Source organism: Streptomyces sp. R11 (assembly GCF_041051905.1).
Lineage (GTDB): Bacteria > Actinomycetota > Actinomycetes > Streptomycetales > Streptomycetaceae > Streptomyces.
Genome location: NZ_CP163432.1, coordinates 7,429,646 through 7,451,426, shown reverse-complemented (window position 1 = coordinate 7,451,426; position 21,781 = coordinate 7,429,646). Strand labels below are relative to the sequence as shown.

Below are 21,781 nucleotides of genomic sequence, written 5' to 3'. Positions count from 1 at the left end.
AACCACGTCGGCACGGAGCGAGTTGGCCCTTCCGCCTCACAGGGAGTCATGTGACACTGGCGTCCCGTCCGCAGTGCGGACTCCCTCCGCACCGTCCCCCACGAAATGTGCGCCGTGCGTTCTCTTCCCTTGCCGCTCGCCCTCACCGCGCGCCTGTCGCCCGTCGTCGTGCTCGCCGCGGCGGGCTGGGCACTGTCGTCCGGACCCGCGACACCGGCCGCCGAAGACACGGCGACGCAGAAGAGCGGGGACGAGTCGCCCTCGGCCCCCGCGACGGCCGCCGTCTCGAAGACGTACGCCGCCGCGCCCGCACCCTGCGACAGCCTGAGCTCGAAGTCGGTCAAGGAGCTCGTCCCGGGCGCCAAGACGGCCGGCAAGGAGATCCCGTCGACCGACGCGAAGGTACGCCGCACCTGCTCGTGGAACGCGCTCCAGGGTTTCGACTACCGGTGGCTGGACGTGTCCTACGAGGTCACGGAGTCCGACGAGGCGGCGGAGAAGTCCTACAAGGAACGCGTCGCGGACAAGAGCGGCGGCGGCGAGGTCCCCGGTGTCGGCGACGCGGGGTACTCCGTCGTGAACCTCACCACCGAGGACGAGCAGCAGACCCGCGAGGGCGTGGTGCTGGTCCGCGCGGCCAACGCGCTCGTCTCCGTCACCTACAGCGGCAGCGACTTCGAGTCGAACAAGGCACCGGCCACGGCCGAGATCAACCAGGGCGCGATCAAGGCGGCCAAGGAGGCGGTGGCCGCCTTGGAGGACGGTCAGAAGGGCTGACCGTCCTCCGGACGTCCGGTCCGGCGGATCAGACTTCGACGCCGCCCTTGTGAACGCCGTCCTGGGCGGCACCTTCCTTGTGGCCGGCCATCAGCACCACGTACAGCACCAGCGAGGCGCCCAGGCCCACCGCCCAGCCGTAGTCGGCCAGCGGCTTGAGGAAGGGGATCAGTCCGTCGGCCGGGAACGGGCCGGTCTTCGAACCGTCGGCGCCCACGCCCGAGTACGACCCGCCGACCGCCAGGACGCCGCCGACCAGGAACGCCAGGATCGCGCGCCAGTTCCAGCCGGACGAGTACCAGTAGCGCCCGCCGGGCGTGTACAGGTCCGCGAGGTGCAGGACCGTACGGCGGACGATCCAGTAGTCGGCGATCAGGATGCCCGCGACCGTGCCGAGCAGGCCGCCGACCACGCCGAGCCAGGTGAAGATGTAGAACTCCGGCGTGGAGATCAGCTTCCACGGGAAGATCAGGATGCCGACTACACCGGTGATCAGCGCGCCGGTGCGGAAGTTGATGAGCTTGGGCGCCAGGTTCGCCAGGTCGTACGCCGGGGAGACGACGTTCGCCGCGATGTTCACGGAGACGGTGGCGACGAGGACGACGATCAGCGCGAAGAGCAGGCCGAAGGCGTTGTCGGTCTTGGCGGCGAGGGTGACCGGGTCCCAGATCGCCTCGCCGTAGACGACTTCGGAGCCTGAGGTGACGAGCACGGCGAGGATAGCGAACAGTGTCATGGTGGTGGGCAGGCCCAGCGTCTGCCCCCAGGTCTGCGCCTTCTGACTCGCGCCGAAGCGGGTGAAGTCAGGGATGTTGAGCGACAAGGTGGCCCAGAAACCGATCATCCCCATCAGGGACGGGAAGAAGACCGGCCAGAAGTCGGGGCCCCAGCCCAGCTTCGACGGCTGGTCGAGCAGCGCGCCGAACCCGTCCGCCTTGACCGCGATCCAGACCAGCAGCACGAGCGCGCCGACGATCACGAAGGGAGCCGCCCAGTTCTCGAAGTGCCGCAGGAAGTCCATGCCGCGGTAGATGATCGCGATCTGCAGCGCCCAGAAGAGGAGGAAGCACAGCCACAGGGGCCATGGATTGCCCGCGATCTTCCCGGCGTTCTCCCATCCGCCGCCGGTGAGCTTGGAGCCCAGCGCGAAGATGCCGCTGCCGCCGATCCAGGTCTGGATGCCGAACCAGCCGCAGGCCACGGCCGCCCGGATCAGCGCCGGGATGTTGGCGCCCCGCAGCCCGAAGGAGGCCCGCGCCAGCACCGGGAACGGGATGCCGTACTTGGGCCCGGCGTGCCCGGTGGCCAGCATCGGCAGCAGCACGATGACGTTGGCCAGGGCGATGGTGAAGACGGCCTGCTTCCAGTCCATGCCGAGGGCGACCAGGCCGGAGGCGAGCGTCCAGCTGGGGATGCAGTGGGCCATGGAGATCCACAGGGCCGCGAAGTTGTACGTCGTCCACTTGCGCTCGGCGACCGGGACGGGACGCAGGTCCTCGTTGGCGAAGGGGCTGTTGGCGGGGAATGCCTCGGGGGCGAGCTCGATCCGTCCGCCGGCGTCGGCGGACTGCGATATCGGTGACCCCGTGGGGACTGTTTCGGTCATGGGCAGGCCAATCGATCAGAACGGGACGGGAAAGGCCGTGCGGGCGGGCCTTGGGCCCCTCCCCGGGGCGGCGGGGAGGCCTGGGCCGCGGGGAGGGAGACAAGGGTGGGGGGTCGGGTGAAGCAGTGGTGCCGCGAACTCGCTGATGCGCAGCACAAGTTGAGCACCGGGAGTTCAGGACCAGGGGTTGAGGGCCAGGAGTTGAGGACTTAGGAGTTGAGGACTAGGAGTTGAGCGCGGGAATGACCGACGCACCGTACGCGTCGATCACGGCTTCCTGCGCGTCGTGCATGTCATAGACGGCGAACTGGTCGACGCCCAGCTCACGCAGTGCGTTCAGCTTCTCGATGTGCTTCTCGACCGGGCCGATGACACAGAACCGGTCGACGATCTCGTCCGGCACGAACGCCGTGTCGGGGTTGTCGGCGCGCCCGTGGTGGGAGTAGTCGTACCCCTCGCGGGCCTTGATGTACTCGGTGAGTTCGTCGGGCACGGCGGCGGAGTGCTCACCGTACTTGGACACCAGGTCGGCCACGTGGTTGCCGACCATCCCGCCGAACCAGCGGCACTGCTCGCGGGCGTGGGCGAGCTTCTCGGGAGAGTCGTCCTCGGTGACGTACGCCGGGGCGGCCACGCAGATCTTCACCTCGGACGGGTCACGGCCGGCCTCGACCGCGGCCTGCTTCACCGCCTTGACCATGTACTCGGTCAGATAGAGGTCGGAGAGCTGCAGGATGAACCCGTCGGCCTCCTCGCCGGTCATCTTCAGGGCCTTCGGGCCGTACGCCGCCATCCAGACGGGGAGTTGGGCGCCCGGCTTGATCCACGGGAACCTGACGACCGTGCCGCCGCCGAGGTCGGCCTCCTGGCCGCTGCCGAGCGCGCGGATGACCTTCATGGCCTCGCTGATGCGCGCCAGGGTGTTGGGCTTGCGGCCGGCGACACGCATGGCCGAGTCGCCGCGGCCGATGCCGCAGACCGTTCGGTTGCCGAACATGTCGTTGAGGGTGGCGAACGTGGAGGCGGTGACCTCCCAGGTGCGGGTGCCCGGGTTGGTCACCATCGGGCCGACCGTCAGCTTCTGGGTGTTGGCGAGGATCTGGCTGTAGATGACGAACGGCTCCTGCCACAGCACGGCCGAGTCGAAGGTCCAGCCGTAGCTGAAGCCGCTGCGCTCGGCGCGTTTCATCAGGCTGACGACTCGCGAGGCCGGCGGGTCGGTCTGCAGGACGAGTCCGAAGTCCATGTGCTCCGCTCCTAGTTGAGGTACTGACAGGTGGAGCGGGGGGTGTAGACGCCGTGCCCGGCGCGCCCGGTGTACTCCCGCTCGGTGATGACGAGTTCGCCGCGCGAGAGGACCGTCTCCACCCGGCCGGTGGTCTGCTTGCCCTCGTACGCCGAGTAGTCGACGTTCATGTGGTGGGTGACGGCGGACATGACCTGCTCGGCCTGCGGGTCGTAGATCACGACGTCGGCGTCCGCACCCGGCGCGATGGTGCCCTTCTTCGGGTACATGCCGAACATCCGGGCCGGGGTCGCGCAGGCGATCTCGATCCAGCGGCGGCGCGAGATGTGACCGTCGACGACGGCCTGGTGGAGCAGGTCCATCCGGTTCTCGACGCCCGGCAGGCCGTTGGGGATCTTCGAGAAGTCGCCCCGGCCCAGCTCCTTCTGGCCGACGAAGCAAAAGGGGCAGTGGTCGGTGGAGACGACCTGGAGGTCGTTCGTCCTGAGGCCCTTCCACAGCTGGGCCTGGTGCTCCTTGGGCCGAAGGGGCGTCGAGCACACGTACTTCGAGCCCTCGAAGTCGGGCTCGGCGAGGTTGTCGGTGGACAGGAACAGGTATTGCGGGCAGGTCTCCCCGAAGACGTTCAGCCCCTCGTCGCGCGCCCGCGTCAGCTCGGCCACTGCCTCCGTGGCCGAGACGTGCACGACGTACAGGGGAGCACCGGCGACCTGGGCGAGCCTGATGGCCCGATGGGTGGCCTCGGCTTCGAGGAGCGCCTTGCGGACCTCGCCGTGGTAGCGGGGATCGGTCTCGCCCCTGGCCAGCGCCTGTTCGACCAGCACGTCGATCGCGATGCCGTTCTCGGCGTGCATCATGATCAGTCCGCCGTTCTCGGCGGAGCGCTGCATGGCGCGCAGGATCTGGCCGTCGTCGGAGTAGAAGACACCCGGGTAGGCCATGAACTGCTTGAAGGAGGTCACCCCCTCCTCCACCAGCAGGTCCATCTCCTTCAGCGTCTCCTGGTTCACATCGGAGACGATCATGTGGAAGCCGTAGTCGATCGCGCAGTTGCCCTCCGCCTTGGCGTGCCAGGTGTCGAGGCCCTCGCGCAGCGAGTGACCCTGGCTCTGCACGGCGAAGTCGACGATGGTGGTGGTACCGCCCCAGGCGGCGGCCCGGGTGCCGGTCTCGAAGGTGTCGGAGGCGAAGGTGCCGCCGAACGGCAGCTCCATATGGGTGTGGACGTCGACCCCGCCCGGGATGACGTACTTCCCGGTGGCGTCGATGGTCCGCTCGGCCGTCCAGGCCTCGGCGGCCGGGGTGCCGCTCGCGGCGAGGGCGGCGATACGGCCGTCCTCGATCAGGACGTCGGCGTGCATCTCGTCGGACGCGGTGATGACGAGACCGCCGCGGATGACGGTACGGCTGGTCATGGTCCCTCTCCTCGCAGGGTGGACGGTGCGGTCGGTGCGATCAGGGTGCTGTCAGCGGCGTGTAGGCGCCCGGGGCCCGGTCGCGGTAGAACTGCCAGCGGTCGCGGACCTCGCGGAGCTTGGCCAGGTCGAGGTCGCGTACGACGAGTTCGGTCTCCTTGTCGCTCGCCACCTCCCCGACGAACTGGGCCTCCGGGTCCACGAAGTACGTGGTGCCGTAGAAGTCGTTGTCGCCGAGATCCTCCACGCCGACCCGGTTGATCGCGCCCACGAAGTACTCGTTGGCGACGGCCGCCGCCGGCTGTTCCAGCTGCCACAGGTAGCGGGAGAGCCCGCGGGAGGTGGCCGAGGGGTTGAACACGATCTCGGCACCGCCCAGGCCGAGCGCTCGCCAGCCCTCCGGGAAGTGACGGTCGTAGCAGATGTACACGCCGATCTTCCCGACGGCCGTCTCGAAGATCGGCCAGCCGCTGTTCCCCGGGCGGAAGTAGAACTTCTCCCAGAATCCCTGCACTTGGGGGATGTGGGTCTTGCGGTACTTGCCGAGGTAGGAGCCGTCCGCGTCGATCACGGCGGCGGTGTTGTAGAGGACCCCGGGCTGCTCCTCCTCGTACATCGGCAGCACGAGGACGATGCCGAGCTCCTTGGCCAGCGCCTGGAAGCGGCGGACGGTCGGGCCCTCGGGGATCTGCTCGGCGTACTCGTAGAACGCCTTGTCCTGCACCTGGCAGAAGTACGGCCCGTAGAACAGCTCCTGGAAGCACAGCACTTGAGCGCCTTGCGCGGCCGCGTCGCGGGCCGCCTGCTCGTGTACCTGGATCATCGATTCCTTGTCGCCCGTCCACGCGGTCTGGAAGAGGGCGGCACGGATCACTCGGCTCATCGGGACCTCCGGTCGCTCGGTGTGCGAGAAGGCTAGGAAGTCCCAGACGCCGGTTTGAGTTGCACGGTGTCACGTATGGGGGCATGCGGCGTGCCACGGTGTCACCCTGTCGTGGTCCCATGTTTCACCGCCGTTTTCCCAGGTCGTGGCAGGTTTCAGCTCTGTTGCGCGTCGTGCGCGAGGAGTGCGATGTGCACGGATGCGGCCTGCTCGAAGTCGTCGAGGTCGACGCCGAGCCGCGTCTGTATCGCCTCCAGGCGGCGATAGAGCGCGGGCCGCGAGACATGGTGGAGCTGGGCGGTACGGGACTTGTTCCGGCCGGTCGCGAGATACGTCCGCAGCACGGCCAGCATGTCGTCGTCGGCCACACACAGCAGCCCGTCCAACTCCCGCTCCGCGAACGACTGCACCTGCGGATCGTCCCGCAACAGCCGGATCAGACCGCGCAGATGCACGTCCTTGAGGCGTACGACGGCCGGGAGGTCGAGGGCGGCGGAGGAGTCGGCGACGGCATCGGCGACGTGCTGGGCCTCGCGCAGTCCGGCGGGCACGTCGTCCCAGGCGGTACGCGCGTCGGCGGCGGCCACGACGGTCTGTTCGGCCCCGGACTCGGAGCGCACCCGGGCGGCGAAGTTGGCGGCGAGTACGGCGGCGTCCTGGTCCCGGGCGAGGCTGAGCAGCACGGCGGTCGCCCCGTCGGCGAGTTCGGCGGCGATCCCGGGCAGCCCCAGCATCCGCAGCACGCGCTCCAGTCGGTCCGCCTGGCCGTCGCGCACGACCAGCGGCACGAAGGTGCGCCGGTTGACCGGCAGCCCGGCGGCACGCGCGCGGGGCAGCAGCTGCCGGGCCGGTACGACCCCGCTGACGAGGTCGGTGAGCAGGCTCTGCGCGGACTGCTCCTCCCAGCTGTGCGCGGAGTTGCCGCCGAGCATGCGGTGCAGGACGAGGGCCTCTGCAGCGCGCTCGGCGAGCAGCCGCCCCGTGGTGGTGTCGCCGCGATGGCCGCACAGCATGATCTGGCCCCACCGCTCCCCGCGCCCGCCCAACTCGGCGCGGATCCAGCCGTCACCCTCGTTGCCGCCGGCCTGGCGGGCGATGCGTTCCCAGTCGCGCAACACGTCGTCCACGGCCGACCGCTCCCCCGCCGTGGCGAGGACGCGGTGCGCGAGGTTGGTGACGACGACGGGGCAGGCGCTGTGCGAGGCGACCTCGTCGAGCAGCCGTTGCAGCGGGGCGCCCGCCGTGATGAGTCCGGTGAGCGCGGTCCGTACGGCCTCCGAGAGGCTGACCGCGGCGAACTTCCGCCGCACGAGCCGCGACTGGACCTCCTCGGTGAGCTCGGCGAAGGGGAACGGCCGGTGCAGGACGACCATGGGCAGCCCGCACCGCTCGGCGGCCCTGCGCATCACGTCCGGCGGTGCGGGGAAGGCCCGGCCGAGGCCCAGTACGACGGCCGCCGCCTCGGCCCGGTGCAGGGAGCGGATGTACTCGGCCTGCTTGTCCTCGTCCCCGGCGAGCAGCACCCCGGTGGTGAGGACCATCTCGCCGCCACTGAGCATCACCCCGACGTCCGGCGCCTCGGCGACATGTACCCAGCGCACCGGCCGGTCCAGCTGACCGGCGCCGGCCACCACCTCGGGCTCCCCGGCGAGCACCCGCTCCAGGGTGAGGACCTGCCGGACCGACAGGGCGGGTTCCAGGGGTTCCGAAGGCTCCAAGGGCTCCCAAAGCTCCGAGGTGATGGTCATGGCGGCGTTCCCTTGCTTCAGGTACTCACAGATGTTCAGCCGGCTCCTGCTGGATGCTCCTCAGCGCGTGCTCGAGGATCGCGGCGCCTTCCTCGGCCTCCGCGACGGTGAGGGACAGGGGTGGGGCGACACGCAGGGACGTGGTGTTGTGTCCGCCGCCCTTGCCGATGAGGAGGCCGCCCTCACGGGCGGCTTCCAGCACCGCCGACGCGGCGACCGGGTCGGCCTCGTCGGTGCCGGGCCGGGTGAGTTCGATGCCCAGCATCAGGCCCCGGCCGCGCACCTCCCGTACGTGCGGGACCTGCGCCGCGACGGCCCTCAACCGTTCGAGGAGCAGTCCGCCGACCCGCCGGGCATTCCCCTGGAGGTCGTGTTCCAGCAGGTACGACAGGTTGGCGAGGCCGGCCGCCATGGTGATCTGGGTGCCGCCGAAGGTCGAAATGCTGTTGGAGTCCAGGCAGTTCATGATCTCGCCGCGGGCGACGACTCCGCCGATGGACATGCCGTTGCCGATGCCCTTGGCGAAGGTCAGCATGTCCGGCGGACCGGACCGGCCGTGCGCCTGCCAGCCCCAGAAGTGGTCGCCGGTGCGGCCCCAGCCGGTCTGCACCTCGTCGGCGATCCACAGGATTCCGCGCTCGGCGAGCACCTCGCGGAAGGCGGCGTACAGGCCGTCGGGCCCGGATGTGAAACCGCCGACGCCCTGGATGGGCTCGGCGATCAGTGCCGCGGGCGGGCGGGTGTGCCCGAGGATGTCCTTCAGGTCGTCGACGCAGGCCGCGACGAAGTCCTCGTCGCTGAGGGAGGCGTACGGACCACGCGTGCGCACCCCACCGTGGACGTAGAGCGTCTGCAGCGGCGACAGCGAGGTCGGGGACCAGCCGCGGTTGCCGGTGATGCCGACGGCGCTGAAGGAGCGGCCGTGGTAGCTGTTGCGCATCGCGAGGACGGTGTTGCTGCGCCGGTAGGTCGTGGCGAGCAGCAGGGCGGTGTCGTTGGCCTCGGTGCCGGAGGTGGTGAAGAAGACACGGGCGTCCGGGATGCCGCTCAACTGGGCGATACGCTCGGCGAGTTCGACCATCGGCCGGTTGAGGTACAGGGTGGAGGAGTGGATGATCCGCCCGGCCTGTTCACTGACCGCCTTCGTCACCTCGGGCAGCGCGTGCGCGGTCATCGTCGTCAGGATGCCGCCGAAGAAGTCGAGGTACCGGTTGCCGGCGGCGTCCCACACGTGGCGGCCCTCGCCGTGGGTGATCTCCAGCGGCTCCTCGTAGTACAGGGCGAGCCAGTCCGGCATGACGGCGCGGTGGCGCCCCAGCAGGTCCTTGGTCACGGCTGCACCAGCCCTTCGTAGGCGTCGGGGCGGCGATCGCGGTAGAAGGCCCACTGCTGCCGCACCTCGTCGATGAGGTCGAAGTCGAGGTCGCGGACGATCAGTTCCTCTTCCTTGTCGCTCGCGGTCTCCCCGACGAACTGGCCGCGTGGGTCCACGAAGTACGACGTCCCGTAGAAGTCGTTGTCGCCGTACTCCTCGACACCGACCCGGTTGATCGCAGCGACGAAGTACTCGTTGGCGACGGCCGCGGCGGGCTGTTCGAGGCGCCAGAGGTACGAGGAGAGCCCGCGGTGGGTGGCCGACGGGTTGTAGACCAACTGGGCTCCGTTGAGCCCGAGTTGCCGCCAGCCCTCCGGGAAGTGGCGGTCGTAGCAGATGTAGACACCGACCTTGCCCACCGCCGTGTCGAAGACGGGCCAGCCGATGTTGCCGGGCTTGAAGTAGTACTTCTCCCAGAAGCCCTTGACCTGCGGGATGTGGTGCTTGCGGTACTTGCCGAGGAAGGTGCCGTCGGCGTCGATCACCGCGGCGGTGTTGTAGTAGAAGCCGGACTGCTCGACCTCGAAGACGGGGACGACGACCACCATGCCCGTCTCGCGGGCAAGCTCCTGCATACGCCGCACGGTCGGCCCGTCGGGGACCGGCTCGGCCCAGGAGTAGTGCTCCGGATCCTGGACCTGGCAGAAGTAGGGAGCGTTGAAGACTTCCTGGAAGCCGATGATCCTGGCGCCCTGCCGGGCCGCCTCGCGGGCGTGCTCCTCGTGTTTCGCCACCATGGACTCGGTGTCGCCTGTCCAGGTGGCCTGGACCAGAGCGGCGCGTACGACGTTGGCCATGAGCTGCTCCTTCGACGGGACGTCAGAGCCTCTACGCCCGTAGAGGGGGGCCGTAGAGGCTTGAAAGTAAGCCCCTGGAACAGCCTTGCCAAGACCATCGTCGTTAACCCGCTGAGTCGATCACGTTTCACACTCCTGTGGGTGATGGATGGGGCCGGTGGGGTGGATGTGACGGGAGTGGCGCCGGCGTCGGTGCCGGGGTGTCATCCCGTGAAGCCGGCCACCCGCAGGGCGTGGACGAGGTCCCACTGGCACTCGTCCGAGACGCCCTGGGCGGCTGCCAGCAGCAGCGGTACGAGCGTCTTCGGGGCGGGGGCGGCGCTGCGGGCGGCCTCCTCCGGGGTGCGGACGCGGACGTAGGCGTCCAGCAGGGCGCGGATCTCACGGTGCCGCCCCGCGTCGGCCAGCCCCACCACGGCCTGCCCGATCTCGCTCGCGGGCCGCACCACGCCCTGGCGCAGGATCTGCTCCCCGTCGTCGGCACGGCCCGCCGCGGTCAGCGCGTCGGCCGCGGCCACGAGCCGCTCGGCGGGCAGCGAGGCGGCCTCCCACAGCAGGGTCGCCCAGTCGGCTCCGAGCCCGGCCCGCTGCATCTCGGCGGCCAGCAGCGGGATGCGGTGGGCGGGCCAGTACGCGGCCTCGACGAGCAGCGCATGCGCCTCACCGCTACGCCCCGCACCGCGCAGCCGCACCAGCGTCGCCACGGCCCCGAAGACCTCCCGCAACTCGTCGGTGTCGGTCGGCTCGGCCTGCGACTGCGGGTCCGGGGCCGCGGGCACTTCCTCGCCGGCACCGGCGAAGCGGGCTCCGCGCGGGGTGCGGCGGGTGGTGACGGGCTGCGCGGGGAGGCTGGGCAGGTCGGTCGGCGGTAGGGCTACTGGGGCGGCCTCCTCCTCCACCATCCCGGCGAAGCGGGCGCTGCCTCGGCGGCGTTTGCGCGGCGCCGGTCCCTCGTCGGGGCGACCGGTTTCGCGGACGGAGGCGTTCCCCTGTTCCTCCACCGGGCGCGCCGCGCCGGCCGTCGGCTCGGTCGCACAGGCCTCACTCGGCCGCGTACGGTCGACGGCCGCGGGCCCCTGGTCCCCGAAGTGCTCGCCGCCGGTGCCGTCACCCGCATACCGATCGCGTCCAGGCCCGCTGCCGCGGGGGTCGCCCTCGCCGCCCTCGCGTCCGAATGGGCCGCTTCCGGGTCCACCCCCGCTGAACCCGGCACGTCCGGACCGGCCCCGCTCGCGGCCGTCGCCCTCGGGTCGGTCGCCTCCGGCCCCGGCGCCCCTGAACCCATCGTCTCCGAACCGCGCGCGCCCGACGCGGGTGTCACCGAACCCGTCCCCCTCGAACCCGCCGCCCCGGGACCCCTCATCCCCGAACCGGCCGCCTCCAGGCCCCCCACCCTCAGAACCGCCGGCCCGGAAGAGCCCCTCCGCCCCCGCCCGCTCCCGCCGTATCGCCTGCCCCCGTGCGCCGGCCGCCCGGTGATCCAAACCGGCCATCCGCGATCGGAGTTCGGCGCATCGGGCGGTGGCACGTTCGTGGTCGTCGCGGGCCCAGGCGAGGTCCAGGCGGATGGTGTCGGCGTCCTGGCGGTCGGTGGCCGATGTGAGCAACCGGCTCAGTTCCGCCTGCCGTTCGGCGGCGTAGCGCTGTTCGCGGAGCATGACGTCGAGGCGGTCCCCGAGGGCGTCACGGCCGCCGGGCCGGGCGTCGTACGTGGCGAGGGCGTCGGCGTGCAGTGCGCGGGCGCGTTCCGTCTCGGGGCCGGCGCCGCCGGGGCCGTACTGGCCGGCGAGGTCGTGCAGGAGGGACTCCACGACGTCCCAGGGCGGCACTTCACGTCCGTCGAGGCAGGCCTGCATGCCCTCCGGGTCGCGCTGCCAGAACACCCCGCACCAGCCGCCGCCCTGATCCAGGCGCGCCAGAAGGCCGTCCAGGTAGTTCACGAACTCCCGCACCCGAGCCGGGAGTTGATCCACTGACATCGCCCAACTCCCGCCAGACCGGAGCACTCCGGTCCGTTAGGCAACACCAGTGATGTTACGAACGTGCTACGGGGGCTTTTCCGGCTGAACGCAGAGTACGCCGCGGCTGCCGGAGCGTGACGTGCGCCCCTCTCGGGGGCAAGGCCGGCAGCGAGTTCAGGCGGCCACTTCGGTGACTGGTGAGCAGCGTCCGATCAGTTCGTCCATCGACAGGCCGAGGGCATGGGCCACCGCAGCCACCGTGAAGAAGGCCGGCGTCGGCGCCCGCCCGGTCTCGATCTTGCGGAGCGTCTCCGCGGAGATACCGGCGCTCGCCGCGACATCCGTCATGCTGCGGCCGCCACGAGCCTCGCGCAGCAGTCGGCCGAGCCGCTCGCCGCGTTCACGCTCTTCGGGGGTGAGAGGGGTGCGCACCATGCCACCATTCTAATACCGGTATAGTAATTGGCATGGTGGAGCTGAAGACGAACCAGTCGATCGATGCGATGTACGAGGCGGGGCAGGTGGTGGGCCAGGCCCTCACCGCCGTACGCAAGGCCGCCGACGTGGGGGTTTCCCTGCTGGAGCTGGACGAGGTGGCGCGCGAGGTGCTGCGCGACGCGGGGGCGACGTCGCCCTTCCTCGGCTACCGCCCCTCGTTCGCCCCCGTCCCCTTCCCCGCGGTCATCTGCGCCTCGGTGAACGACGCGATCGTGCACGGCATCCCGACCGGCTACCGCCTGCGCGACGGCGACCTGGTCTCCATCGACTGCGGCGCCGAACTGGGCGGCTGGGCCGGCGACTCGGCGATCAGCTTCACGGTCGGCCGAGCGCGCCCTGCCGACGTACGCCTGATCGAGACCGCGGAACGGGCCTTGGCGGCGGGCATCGAAGCGGCCGTCGTCGGCAACCGCATCGGCGACATCGCCCACGCGATCGGCTCGGTGTGCCGGGCGGCCGGATACGGCGTCCCGGACGGCTTCGGCGGGCACGGTATCGGCCGCAAGATGCACGAGGACCCTTCGGTACCGAACGAGGGCCGTCCCGGCCGGGGCATGCCGCTGCGGCACGGCCTGGTCCTCGCCATCGAGCCGATGCTCATCGCCGGCGGCCAGGACGGCTACCACGCGGCGCCGGACGGCTGGACCCTGTGCACGAACGACGGCTCTCGCGCGGCCCACGCGGAGCACACGGTGGCGATCACCGAGACGGGACCACGGATCCTGACGGCACGCTGAGGCGGCGCCCCGGGACCTTTGGGGGCCGTTTCCCTGAAGGTGCCCCCGGCCACCGTTCGTGCGAAGGTGTTCTACGAACGCGGTCAGGTGTAACCGGCTTGCGCCCGGGTTACCCGACTCCGGCACGTCGATGAGCGAGGGCGACCCTGCCCGCGCAGGGGCGCCGGATGGGAACGCCATGACCAGCGGCTTCAATGGTGGTCCGGAAGACTACGACCCCTTCGGGGAATTCCTCGCCCGCTTCTTCGGCGGCCCGCGCCCCGGCCCCCGGCAGATCGACATCGGCCGTCTGCTCAGCCAGCCGGCCCGGGAGCTGGTGCAGGGCGCCGCCCAGTACGCCGCCGAGCACGGCAGCCGCGACCTGGACACCCAGCACCTGCTGCGCGCCGCGCTGTCCGCCGAGCCGACCCGGAGCCTGCTCACCCGGGCCGGCGCGGACCCCGACTCGCTGGCGACGGAGATCGACGAGCGGTCGGGCCCGGTCCAGCACCCGCCGGGCGAGGTCCCGCCGCCGACGTCGCTGTCCCTCACCCCGGCCGCCAAGCGTGCCCTGCTCGACGCGCACGACCTGGCCCGGGCGCGGGGCACCGGCTACATCGGCCCGGAGCATGTGCTCAGCGCCCTCGCCGCGAACCCCGACTCCGCCGCCGGCCACATCCTGAACGCGGCCCGCTTCGCCCCCTCCGGCCCCGGCATGCCGCCCGAGGCCTCGGACAGCCCCCAGAACCGGCCCCGCGTCGACCAGCGACCGCGCGTCGACTCCGGTACCCCCACCCTCGACAAGTACGGCCGCGACCTCACCGACCTCGCCCGCCGGGGCCGTATCGACCCGGTGATCGGCCGCGACGAGGAGATCGAGCAGACCGTCGAGGTGCTCTCGCGGCGCGGCAAGAACAACCCGGTGCTGATCGGCGACGCGGGCGTCGGCAAGACCGCGATCGTGGAGGGCCTGGCGCAGCGGATCGCGGACGGCGACGTGCCCGACATCCTCGGCGGCCGCCGGGTGGTCGCGCTGGACCTGACGGGCGTGGTCGCCGGCACCCGCTACCGGGGCGACTTCGAGGAACGGCTCAACAACATCGTGGGCGAGATCCGCTCGCACTCCGACCAACTGATCGTCTTCATCGACGAGTTGCACACCGTTGTCGGCGCCGGAGGCGGCGGCGAGGGCGGCTCCATGGACGCCGGGAACATCCTCAAGCCGGCGCTGGCCCGCGGCGAGTTGCACGTCGTGGGCGCGACCACGCTGGAGGAGTACCGCAGGATCGAGAAGGACGCGGCCCTCTCCCGCCGCTTCCAGCCGATCCTCGTCCCCGAGCCGACCACCGCCGACGCGATCGAGATCCTGCGCGGCCTGCGCGACCGCTACGAGGCCCACCACCAGGTCCGCTACAGCGACGAGGCCCTCGTCGCCGCCGTGGAGCTGTCCGACCGCTATCTCACCGACCGCCGCCTGCCGGACAAGGCGATCGACCTGATCGACCAGGCGGGCGCCCGGGTCCGGCTGCGGGCGCGGACCAAGGGCACGGACGTACGGACCATGGAGCGCGAGGTCGAGCAGCTCTACCGGGACAAGGACCAGGCGGTCGCCGACGAACAGTACGAGCAGGCCACGCAACTGCGGGACCGTATCGTCGAGTTGAAGCAGCGGATGGCGGAGGCCTCCGACAACGAGGAGGCCGACGAGGGGCAGCATCTGGAGGTCACCGCCGAGGCCATCGCGGAGGTCGTGTCCCGGCAGACCGGCATCCCGGTGAGCAGCCTCACCGAGGAGGAGAAGGACCGGCTGCTCGGCCTGGAGGAGCACCTGCACGAGCGGGTCATCGGCCAGAACGACGCGGTGCGCGTGGTCTCCGACGCGGTGCTGCGCTCCCGGGCCGGACTCGCCAGCCCCGACCGGCCGATCGGCAGCTTCCTCTTCCTCGGCCCGACCGGTGTCGGCAAGACCGAGCTGGCCCGCGCCCTCGCCGAGGCGCTGTTCGGCAGCGAGGAGCGGATGGTCCGCCTGGACATGAGCGAGTACCAGGAACGGCACACCGTCAGCCGCCTGGTCGGCGCCCCGCCCGGATACGTCGGCCACGAGGAGGCCGGGCAGCTCACCGAGGTGGTGCGCCGGCACCCGTACTCGCTGCTCCTGCTCGACGAGGTCGAGAAGGCCCACCCGGACGTCTTCAACATCCTGCTGCAGGTCCTGGACGACGGCCGGCTGACCGACTCCCAGGGCCGCACGGTCGACTTCACCAACACGGTCATCGTGATGACCAGCAACCTGGGTTCGGAGGCGATCGGCCGCGGCGGCGCCGGGATCGGGTTCGGCGCGGGTGACGAGGAGGCCGACGAGGAGGCGCGCAGCGAGCGGGTCCTGCGGCCGCTGCGCGAGCACTTCCGGCCCGAGTTCCTCAACCGCATCGACGAGGTCGTCGTCTTCCGCCGGCTGACCCCGGAGCAGTTGGAGCGGATCACCAACCTTCTGCTCGACAAGACCCGTCGCCTGCTGCACGCCCAGGGCGTCTCGGTCGACTTCACCGGCGCGGCCGTCGACTGGCTCTCCGAGCGCGGCTACCAGCCCGAGTACGGCGCCCGCCCGCTGCGCCGCACGATCCAGCGGGAGGTCGACAACCAGTTGTCCCGGCTGCTCCTGGACGGCCGGATCGGCGAGGGCGGCCGGGTGACGGTGGACGTGGCGGACGGACAGCTCACCTTCCGTGCGGAAGAGCTGCCGCCCGCCCCCGAGTTGTGACGCCCCTCGCGGGCGCTACGACGCAGGCCGGACCACCATCGCCGAGCCGCCGCCCCGCCGTACCGTCTCGGCGGCGGCCAGCCACTTCCCGTCCGGCAGCCGCTGCACGGCCGTGGCGGCGCCGATCTCGGGGTTGGGCTTGAAGGAGTGCCCGATGGCCTCCAGCCGGGCCTTCGACTCGCTGTCGAGGCCGGGTTCCAGCTCGGTCTGGGCCGCGTTGCGCTGGCTGGCGCGGGGCGCGGCGATCGCGTCGACCAGCGGCAGTCCGCGGTCGACGAAGCCGGTCAGGGTCTGCAGCACGGTCGTGATGATGGTCGCGCCACCGGGCGAACCGAGCGCCACGACGGGCTTGTCGTGCCGGTCCAGGACGATGGTCGGGGACATCGAGGAGCGCGGACGCTTGCCCGGACCCGGCAGGTTCGGGTCGTGCACGGCCGGGTTGGCGGGCGTGAAGGAGAAGTCCGTGAGCTCGTTGTTGAGGATGAAGCCACGGCCCGGGACCGTGATGCCGCTGCCGCCGGTCTGCTCGATGGTGAGCGTGTAGGAGACGACGTTGCCCCACTTGTCGGCCACCGTGAGGTGGGTGGTGCTGTCGCCCTCGTACGTGGTCGGGGCCGCCGTGCCACCGGCGCCGCAGGCCGCCGGGTTGCGCGGGTCGCCCGGCGCGACCGGGCTGGTCAGCACCGCGTCGTCCTTGATCAGGCACTCCCGCGAGTCGGCGTACCGCTGCGACAGCAGGTCCTTCGTCGGTACGTCCTCGAAGGCCGGGTCGCCGACCCAGCGCCCGCGATCGGCGAAGGCGATCCGGCTGGCCTCGATGTAGCGGTGCAGGTACTGGGCCTTACTGGCCTTCGACAGGTCCGTGTTCTCCAGGATGTTCAACGCCTCGCCGACCGTCGTGCCGCCGGAGGAGGAGGGCGCCATGGAGTAGACGCCGAGTCCGCGGTACGAGGTCCCGGTGGGCGCCTGCGACTTGGTGCGGTAGGTGGCCAGGTCCTTGGCGGTGAGGTCGCCGGGGCGGGCCTGCCAGCCGGAGCCCGGGTCCACGGGCGGGTGGTTGACCGTGTCGACGATGTCCTCGGCGATGTCGCCCCGGTAAAGCGCGCCGACGCCCTTCTTCGCCAACTCCGCGTAGGTGCGGGCGAGATCGGGGTTCTTGAAGGTGGAGCCGACGACCGGGAGGGCGCCGTTCGGCAGGAACAGCTCGGCGGTGTCCGGGAAGTACCGGAACCGGGTCTCGTTCGCGGCGGTCTGCGAGCGGAAGGTGTCGTCGACGGTGAAGCCGTCCCGGGCCAGCCGCTCGGCGGGCTTCAGCACGGTGGCGAGCCGTTTGCTCCCCCACTTGTCGAGCGCCTTCTGCCAGGTGGCGGGCGTGCCCGGGGTGCCGACGCTCAGGCCGCTGGTGACGGCCTCGGCGAAGGGGATCGCCTTGCCGTTCTCCACGAACAGGTCGGAGTCCGCGCTCAGCGGCGCGGTCTCACGGCCGTCGATGGTCCGCACCGTACGGGACTTGGCGTCGTAGTAGACGAAGTAGCCGCCCCCGCCGACGCCGGCGGAGTAGGGCTCGGTGACGCCGAGTGCGGCGGCCGTGGCCACGGCGGCGTCGACGGCGTTGCCGCCCTTGCGCAGGACCTCGATGCCTGCCGCGGAGGCGTCCGGGTCGACGCTCGACACGGCGCCGCCGTAACCGACCGCCACGGGGACCTTCTCAGGGCTGCTCTGCGCGGCGGGGGGCGCCGCGGCTCCCACCGACACCACGGCGGCCGAGACCGCCAGGACCGACAGTTTCCGCGGGACAGGGCGACGCATCCGCACCTCCAGGCAGGGGCTGTTGGCGCAGCCTAATCGATCGCCATGCCCCCGTCAGGAGCGCGTGACCCCGTGTGTCGAACAACGGTTTGCGTTGGCCCGCTACCATGCGCGCCCATGAATGACGACGTGCGCAACATCGTTCTGGGCGTGGTCGCGGCGGCCATCAGTGCCGCCCTCGGCTGGCTTGCCCGTACGTACCTGTGGAAGCGGAAGCTCCGCCGCAAGCAGGCGTTTTTCGGGCTGCCCGACAATGCCGAGTCCCTGCTGGTGGTGAACCGCGGGGCCGGCGGGCCCGAGCTCACGGTGATGCGTTACGACGTCTTCGCGCTGCTCGAACTCGCGGCGCTGATCAAGGACTGCAACGCCCACGCCCAGATCATCCCGCACGACGCGGCACGCCAGGGCTTCGGGGAGCGCACCGAGTTCTGCGTCGGCGGCCCGGCGTCGAACCGGCGCATGACGGCCCACCTGGCCTCCCTGCTGCCCGGGGTACGGGTGAACGTCGACGCGGAACCCGGCCCGGATCGGGGCGCCCTTCAGATCGGCTCCGAGCGCTACCGGGTGGAGGTCGGCAAGGAGGAGTACGCGCTCCTCGCCCGGCTGACCGTCGGCGAGAGCCAGGGCCCCCGTCCCGTCTTCCTCTTCTGCGGGCAGACCGCGATCACCAACCAGGCCGCCACCCGCTACCTCGCCCGCAACCATGAGCGGCTGACCCGCAAGCACGGCACCGGCTCCTTCGTCCTGCTGCTGAAGGTGGTCAACTCGCAGGCGTACGGCCCTGATGTCGTGGAGCTGGTCGCGGATGTCACACGGGCCGCGCAGGCACCGTTGCCGACACCCGCCCCCGCGCGAAATAGCCATCGATCCTCCTGAGGTCCAACACATTCCGGTAATCGTTACTGGCACGTAACTTACCGACGGGTTACTTGCGGTAAGAGGCCGCGGTTACCGTCGGGTCACTTTGCACTGACACGAGTGAGGAGTGACCCGTGGGACACCATCGCAAGGCCCTGCGTACGACCGCCGTGGGCGCCGTCTCCGCGACTCTCATCGCCGGTAGCGCCCTCGGGCTCGCCCCAGCCGCCCAAGCCGCCCCGCACAGCATCCGCTTCGTCGACATCACCGGCGACGGCGGCACCACCCTCAAGGCGAACGTCGTCACGCCGGCCGGCGCCGACGGCACGCGCCGCTACCCGCTGCTCGTCATGCCCACCAGCTGGGGCCTGCCCCAGGTCGAGTACTTCGCACAGGCCCAGAAACTCGCGAACTCGGGCTACATCGTGGTCACTTACAACGTGCGCGGCTTCTGGCAGTCGGGCGGCGAGATAGAAGTGGCGGGCCCGCCCGACATAGCCGACGCGTCCAAGGTGATCGACTGGGCACTCGCCAACACCCCGTCCGACGCGAAGCACATCGGCATGGCGGGGGTCTCGTACGGCGCCGGCATCAGCCTGTTGGCCGCCGCGCACGACAAACGGGTCAGGGCGGTCGCCGCTCTCAGCGGCTGGGCCGACCTCATCGGCTCGATCTACGCCGGCCGCACCCAGCACGTCCAGGCCGCCGCACTGCTGGACGGCGCGAGCCTGGTCACCGGCCGCCAGAGCGCCGAACTCCGGCAGATCTTCGACGACTTCTACGCCTCCGACCTGTCCAGGGAACAGGACATCATCAACTGGGGGAAGAAACGTTCGGCCGGAACATACGTGGATCAGCTCAACCAGAGCGGTGCCGCGGTCATGATGGCCAACGCCTGGGGCGACACGGTCTTCCCGCCCAACCAGTACGCGGACTTCTACGAGAAGCTGACCGGCCCCAAACGCCTGGAGTTCCGCCCGGGCGACCACGCGACCGCCGAGCTGACGGGCCTGTTCGGCCTGCCCAACGACGTGTGGACGGACACCGAGCGCTGGTTCGACCACTACCTCAAGGGCGAGAACAACGGCATCAACCGCGAGCTGCCGGTCCAGCTCAAGTCCCGTTCCGCGGGGGGCTACGAGGGCTACCCGGACTGGAAGTCGGTCGGCGCGACGAACAAGAAGATCGCCCTTGGCGGCACCACCACGATCCGCACCAACGTCAACTCGGGCGCGGACGGCGGAGTCGTCTTCCTGTCGAGCATCCTCGACCAGGTGGCCCAGCTGCCGCCGATGGCCTCGATCCCGCTGCTCCCCCGGCTCTGGGCGGGTGTGTGGCAGTCCGAGAAGTACGCCACGGCCCAACGCGTTCGCGGTACGGCGAAGTTGCACACCACGGTCACCCCGACCAAGGAGAGCGGCACCCTCGTCGCCTATCTGTACGACGTGGGCCCGCTCGGCCTCGGCAAGCTGGTCAGCAACGCGCCGTACACCTTCCACGGACGTACGCCCGGAAAGCCGTTCGGCGTCGACCTGGAGCTCTACTCCACGGCCTACGACGTCCCGGCAGGGCACCGGCTGGCCTTGGTCGTCGACACGGTCGACCCGCTCTACATCGAGCACAACCCGTCCGGCGCACGGCTGACCTTCTCCTCACCGGCGAACGACCCGTCGTACGTGTCGATTCCACTGCGCGAGCAGTGATCTCCGGCCGGCGCCGGGCGGGTATGGCTCTGTAACTGCTGCCCCCTGCTGCCCCTGTTGCTAGGGGCCGTGGGGGGAACCCCACCCGGCAGCAGCGTCCCTGGTCGCGGTCGAGGTCACCACCACGACTTCGGGGACGGACGGAACATCGTAGTCGAGGTCGGACGCGGAGGGGATTGCGGTGTCCACAAACGCCGTTCGTCTCGGCATGGGTCGTACGTTCTCCCCGCTCAGTGATGGAGGATCTTCGACAGGAAGTCCCGGGCGCGCTCGCTGCTGGGGTTGGTGAAGAACTCCTCGGGGCTGCGGTCCTCGACGATGCGGCCGTCGGCCATGAACACGACGCGGTTGGCGGCTGAGCGGGCGAAGCCCATCTCATGGGTGACGACGATCATCGTCATGCCGTCACGGGCGAGTTGGCGCATGACCTCGAGGACCTCGTTGATCATCTCGGGGTCGAGCGCGGAGGTCGGCTCGTCGAACAGCATCACCTTGGGGCCCATCGCGAGGGCCCGGGCGATGGCCACGCGCTGCTGCTGGCCGCCGGAGAGCTGCGCGGGGTACTTGTCCGCCTGGTCGGCCACGCCGACGCGCTCCAGGAGCTCATGGGAACGCTTGTCGGCCTCGTCCTTCTTGCGCCCGCGGACCTTGACCTGGCCCAGCGAGACGTTCTGCAGGACCGTCTTGTGGGCGAAGAGGTTGAAGGACTGGAAGACCATGCCGACTTCGGCCCGCAGCCGGGCGAGCGCCTTCCCCTCGGCGGGCAGCGGCTGCCCGTCGAGTTTGATCGTGCCTGACTGAACGGTCTCCAGTCGGTTGATGGCCCGGCACAGCGTCGACTTCCCCGACCCCGAGGGGCCGATGACCACCACCACCTCCCCCTTGCCGACGGTGAGGCTGATGTCCTGCAGGACATGCAGGTCCCCGAAGTACTTGTTGACGTCACGCAGCTCGATCAGTGGATCGCCAGCCATGCCCAGCCCCAGTCACTCTCAGCTGTGTAGCGGTTTCCGCAAACTATCCGGGCAAGAGTGGACTTAATACACGACACGCACTTTTCGGGCATAAGCCGTATTTACGCCGAACTTATGTCGAACTGCAGGCCAGAGCCTTACGCTTCCGCAACTTCCGCGTACAGCTGCGACAGCTCGGGCACACCGCTCGCGGCCCACTCCTGTCCCGAGGCTACGACATCGAACTCACGGCCGGACGCGAGTCTCACGACCGGCTGACCGTCCGGCCGGATCTTCCAGGCGGCTCCGGGCACCGTGCGCACGATGACGGTGCCGAGATACAGCCCGGCGTCGTTGCCCAGCCAGGGCAGGATCTCCTCGTCCTCCCGCCAGCGTGGCACCAACTGGTCGACCGCCTCCAACGAGGCCGTGGTGTCGTCGAGTTCGACCCCCGCCCGGGACGCGTGGGAGCGCAGGAGTTCACATTCGGCAAGGAGTTCGGCGATGCCCTCGGGGTCGGGGGCTCCGCGCTTCGCGCGCCGGTTGCCCAGAAAAGGGATCTTCATACGCCCAGCGTGTCATTCGTCCTGCCGTGCGCACCACAGGCGCGCTGGCCGCCGATTCCGGTCGAGTTCACGCCGAGTTCGGGCATGGCGCGTTGACGGGTCACGGGCG

17 protein-coding genes are annotated in these 21,781 nt (G+C 70.4%); 5 read left to right on the top strand and 12 right to left on the bottom strand.

The genetic code is table 11. From position 1 onward, the window contains the following. Positions 1–114 precede the first annotated feature (114 nt). Positions 115–777, top strand: a complete 663-nt coding sequence (locus tag AB5J55_RS34325; RefSeq protein WP_369274326.1) for a hypothetical protein — start codon at positions 115–117, stop codon at positions 775–777. Between the two features lie 28 nt (positions 778–805). Here AB5J55_RS34325 and AB5J55_RS34320 read toward each other — a convergent pair whose 3' ends face one another. The 9 genes from AB5J55_RS34320 to AB5J55_RS34280 all read right to left on the bottom strand — a co-directional run bounded on the left by AB5J55_RS34320 (position 806) and on the right by AB5J55_RS34280 (position 12,243). After that, positions 806–2,383 (bottom strand): NCS1 family nucleobase:cation symporter-1, encoded by a 1,578-nt coding sequence (locus tag AB5J55_RS34320; protein ID WP_369274325.1) that lies wholly within the window; start codon positions 2,381–2,383, stop codon positions 806–808. A gap of 223 nt (positions 2,384–2,606) precedes the next feature. Then, positions 2,607–3,629, bottom strand: a complete 1,023-nt coding sequence (locus AB5J55_RS34315) for a TIGR03842 family LLM class F420-dependent oxidoreductase (protein WP_369274324.1) — start codon at positions 3,627–3,629, stop codon at positions 2,607–2,609. Positions 3,630–3,640: 11 nt separating this feature from the next. After that, positions 3,641–5,044, bottom strand: a complete 1,404-nt coding sequence (gene hydA / locus AB5J55_RS34310) for a dihydropyrimidinase (RefSeq protein ID WP_369274323.1) — start codon at positions 5,042–5,044, stop codon at positions 3,641–3,643. 40 nt (positions 5,045–5,084) lie between these two features. Beyond that, a complete protein-coding gene (locus AB5J55_RS34305) occupies positions 5,085–5,927 on the bottom strand; it encodes a nitrilase-related carbon-nitrogen hydrolase (protein WP_328421519.1) in 843 nt (280 codons plus the stop codon). A gap of 155 nt (positions 5,928–6,082) precedes the next feature. Continuing rightward, the gene (locus AB5J55_RS34300; protein WP_369274322.1) at positions 6,083–7,675 is read right to left on the bottom strand and encodes a PucR family transcriptional regulator; all 1,593 of its coding nucleotides are present in this window, start codon (positions 7,673–7,675) and stop codon (positions 6,083–6,085) included. A gap of 25 nt (positions 7,676–7,700) precedes the next feature. Then, a complete protein-coding gene (locus tag AB5J55_RS34295; RefSeq protein WP_369274321.1) occupies positions 7,701–9,008 on the bottom strand; it encodes an aspartate aminotransferase family protein in 1,308 nt (435 codons plus the stop codon). Further along, the gene (locus tag AB5J55_RS34290; RefSeq protein ID WP_369274320.1) at positions 9,005–9,847 is read right to left on the bottom strand and encodes a nitrilase-related carbon-nitrogen hydrolase; all 843 of its coding nucleotides are present in this window, start codon (positions 9,845–9,847) and stop codon (positions 9,005–9,007) included. Before AB5J55_RS34290 ends, AB5J55_RS34295 begins: the two co-directional genes overlap by 4 nt. 203 nt (positions 9,848–10,050) lie before the next feature. Beyond that, complete coding sequence (locus AB5J55_RS34285) at positions 10,051–11,826, bottom strand: hypothetical protein (RefSeq protein ID WP_369274319.1); 1,776 nt, start codon at positions 11,824–11,826, stop codon at positions 10,051–10,053. Between the two features lie 156 nt (positions 11,827–11,982). Then, the gene (locus tag AB5J55_RS34280) at positions 11,983–12,243 is read right to left on the bottom strand and encodes a helix-turn-helix domain-containing protein (protein WP_369274318.1); all 261 of its coding nucleotides are present in this window, start codon (positions 12,241–12,243) and stop codon (positions 11,983–11,985) included. A gap of 32 nt (positions 12,244–12,275) precedes the next feature. Here AB5J55_RS34280 and map point away from each other — a divergent pair, with 32 nt between their 5' ends. After that, positions 12,276–13,043: a type I methionyl aminopeptidase gene (map, locus tag AB5J55_RS34275; protein WP_369274317.1), complete on the top strand. Its 768-nt coding sequence runs from the start codon at positions 12,276–12,278 to the stop codon at positions 13,041–13,043. A gap of 178 nt (positions 13,044–13,221) precedes the next feature. After that, on the top strand, positions 13,222–15,783 hold the full coding sequence (locus AB5J55_RS34270; protein ID WP_369274316.1) for an ATP-dependent Clp protease ATP-binding subunit: 2,562 nt from the start codon (positions 13,222–13,224) through the stop codon (positions 15,781–15,783). Positions 15,784–15,798: 15 nt separating this feature from the next. On the opposite strand, the gene ggt is transcribed toward AB5J55_RS34270, so the two are convergent. After that, positions 15,799–17,592: a gamma-glutamyltransferase gene (ggt, locus tag AB5J55_RS34265; RefSeq protein WP_369274315.1), complete on the bottom strand. Its 1,794-nt coding sequence runs from the start codon at positions 17,590–17,592 to the stop codon at positions 15,799–15,801. Between the two features lie 117 nt (positions 17,593–17,709). On the opposite strand from ggt, the gene AB5J55_RS34260 reads away from it, so the two are divergent. Together AB5J55_RS34260 and AB5J55_RS34255 are read left to right on the top strand one after the other, a co-directional pair. Continuing rightward, entirely contained in the window at positions 17,710–18,468 is a 759-nt protein-coding gene (locus AB5J55_RS34260) for a hypothetical protein (protein WP_369274314.1), read from the top strand. A gap of 116 nt (positions 18,469–18,584) precedes the next feature. Next, on the top strand, positions 18,585–20,153 hold the full coding sequence (locus AB5J55_RS34255; RefSeq protein WP_369274313.1) for a CocE/NonD family hydrolase: 1,569 nt from the start codon (positions 18,585–18,587) through the stop codon (positions 20,151–20,153). A gap of 230 nt (positions 20,154–20,383) precedes the next feature. On the opposite strand, the gene AB5J55_RS34250 is transcribed toward AB5J55_RS34255, so the two are convergent. Beyond that, positions 20,384–21,127 carry an amino acid ABC transporter ATP-binding protein gene (locus AB5J55_RS34250; RefSeq protein ID WP_369274312.1) on the bottom strand — a complete coding sequence of 248 codons (744 nt, stop codon included), beginning with the start codon at positions 21,125–21,127 and terminating at the stop codon, positions 20,384–20,386. 137 nt (positions 21,128–21,264) lie between these two features. Next, entirely contained in the window at positions 21,265–21,672 is a 408-nt protein-coding gene (locus AB5J55_RS34245) for a DUF6278 family protein (protein ID WP_369274311.1), read from the bottom strand. Positions 21,673–21,781 lie beyond the last annotated feature (109 nt).

Bases quoted from the DNA above. Each gene is read 5' to 3' on its own strand.
- AB5J55_RS34320 (WP_369274325.1), bottom strand. From the start codon at position 2,383: ATGACCGAAACAGTCCCCACGGGGTCACCGATATCGCAGTCCGCCGAC.
- AB5J55_RS34315 (WP_369274324.1), bottom strand. From the start codon at position 3,629: ATGGACTTCGGACTCGTCCTGCAGACCGACCCGCCGGCCTCGCGAGTC.
- hydA (WP_369274323.1), bottom strand. From the start codon at position 5,044: ATGACCAGCCGTACCGTCATCCGCGGCGGTCTCGTCATCACCGCGTCC.
- AB5J55_RS34305 (WP_328421519.1), bottom strand. From the start codon at position 5,927: ATGAGCCGAGTGATCCGTGCCGCCCTCTTCCAGACCGCGTGGACGGGC.
- AB5J55_RS34300 (WP_369274322.1), bottom strand. From the start codon at position 7,675: ATGACCATCACCTCGGAGCTTTGGGAGCCCTTGGAGCCTTCGGAACCC.
- AB5J55_RS34290 (WP_369274320.1), bottom strand. From the start codon at position 9,847: ATGGCCAACGTCGTACGCGCCGCTCTGGTCCAGGCCACCTGGACAGGC.
- AB5J55_RS34285 (WP_369274319.1), bottom strand. From the start codon at position 11,826: ATGTCAGTGGATCAACTCCCGGCTCGGGTGCGGGAGTTCGTGAACTAC.
- AB5J55_RS34280 (WP_369274318.1), bottom strand. From the start codon at position 12,243: ATGGTGCGCACCCCTCTCACCCCCGAAGAGCGTGAACGCGGCGAGCGG.
- map (WP_369274317.1), top strand. From the start codon at position 12,276: ATGGTGGAGCTGAAGACGAACCAGTCGATCGATGCGATGTACGAGGCG.
- AB5J55_RS34270 (WP_369274316.1), top strand. From the start codon at position 13,222: ATGACCAGCGGCTTCAATGGTGGTCCGGAAGACTACGACCCCTTCGGG.
- ggt (WP_369274315.1), bottom strand. From the start codon at position 17,592: ATGCGTCGCCCTGTCCCGCGGAAACTGTCGGTCCTGGCGGTCTCGGCC.
- AB5J55_RS34260 (WP_369274314.1), top strand. From the start codon at position 17,710: ATGAATGACGACGTGCGCAACATCGTTCTGGGCGTGGTCGCGGCGGCC.
- AB5J55_RS34250 (WP_369274312.1), bottom strand. From the start codon at position 21,127: ATGGCTGGCGATCCACTGATCGAGCTGCGTGACGTCAACAAGTACTTC.
- AB5J55_RS34245 (WP_369274311.1), bottom strand. From the start codon at position 21,672: ATGAAGATCCCTTTTCTGGGCAACCGGCGCGCGAAGCGCGGAGCCCCC.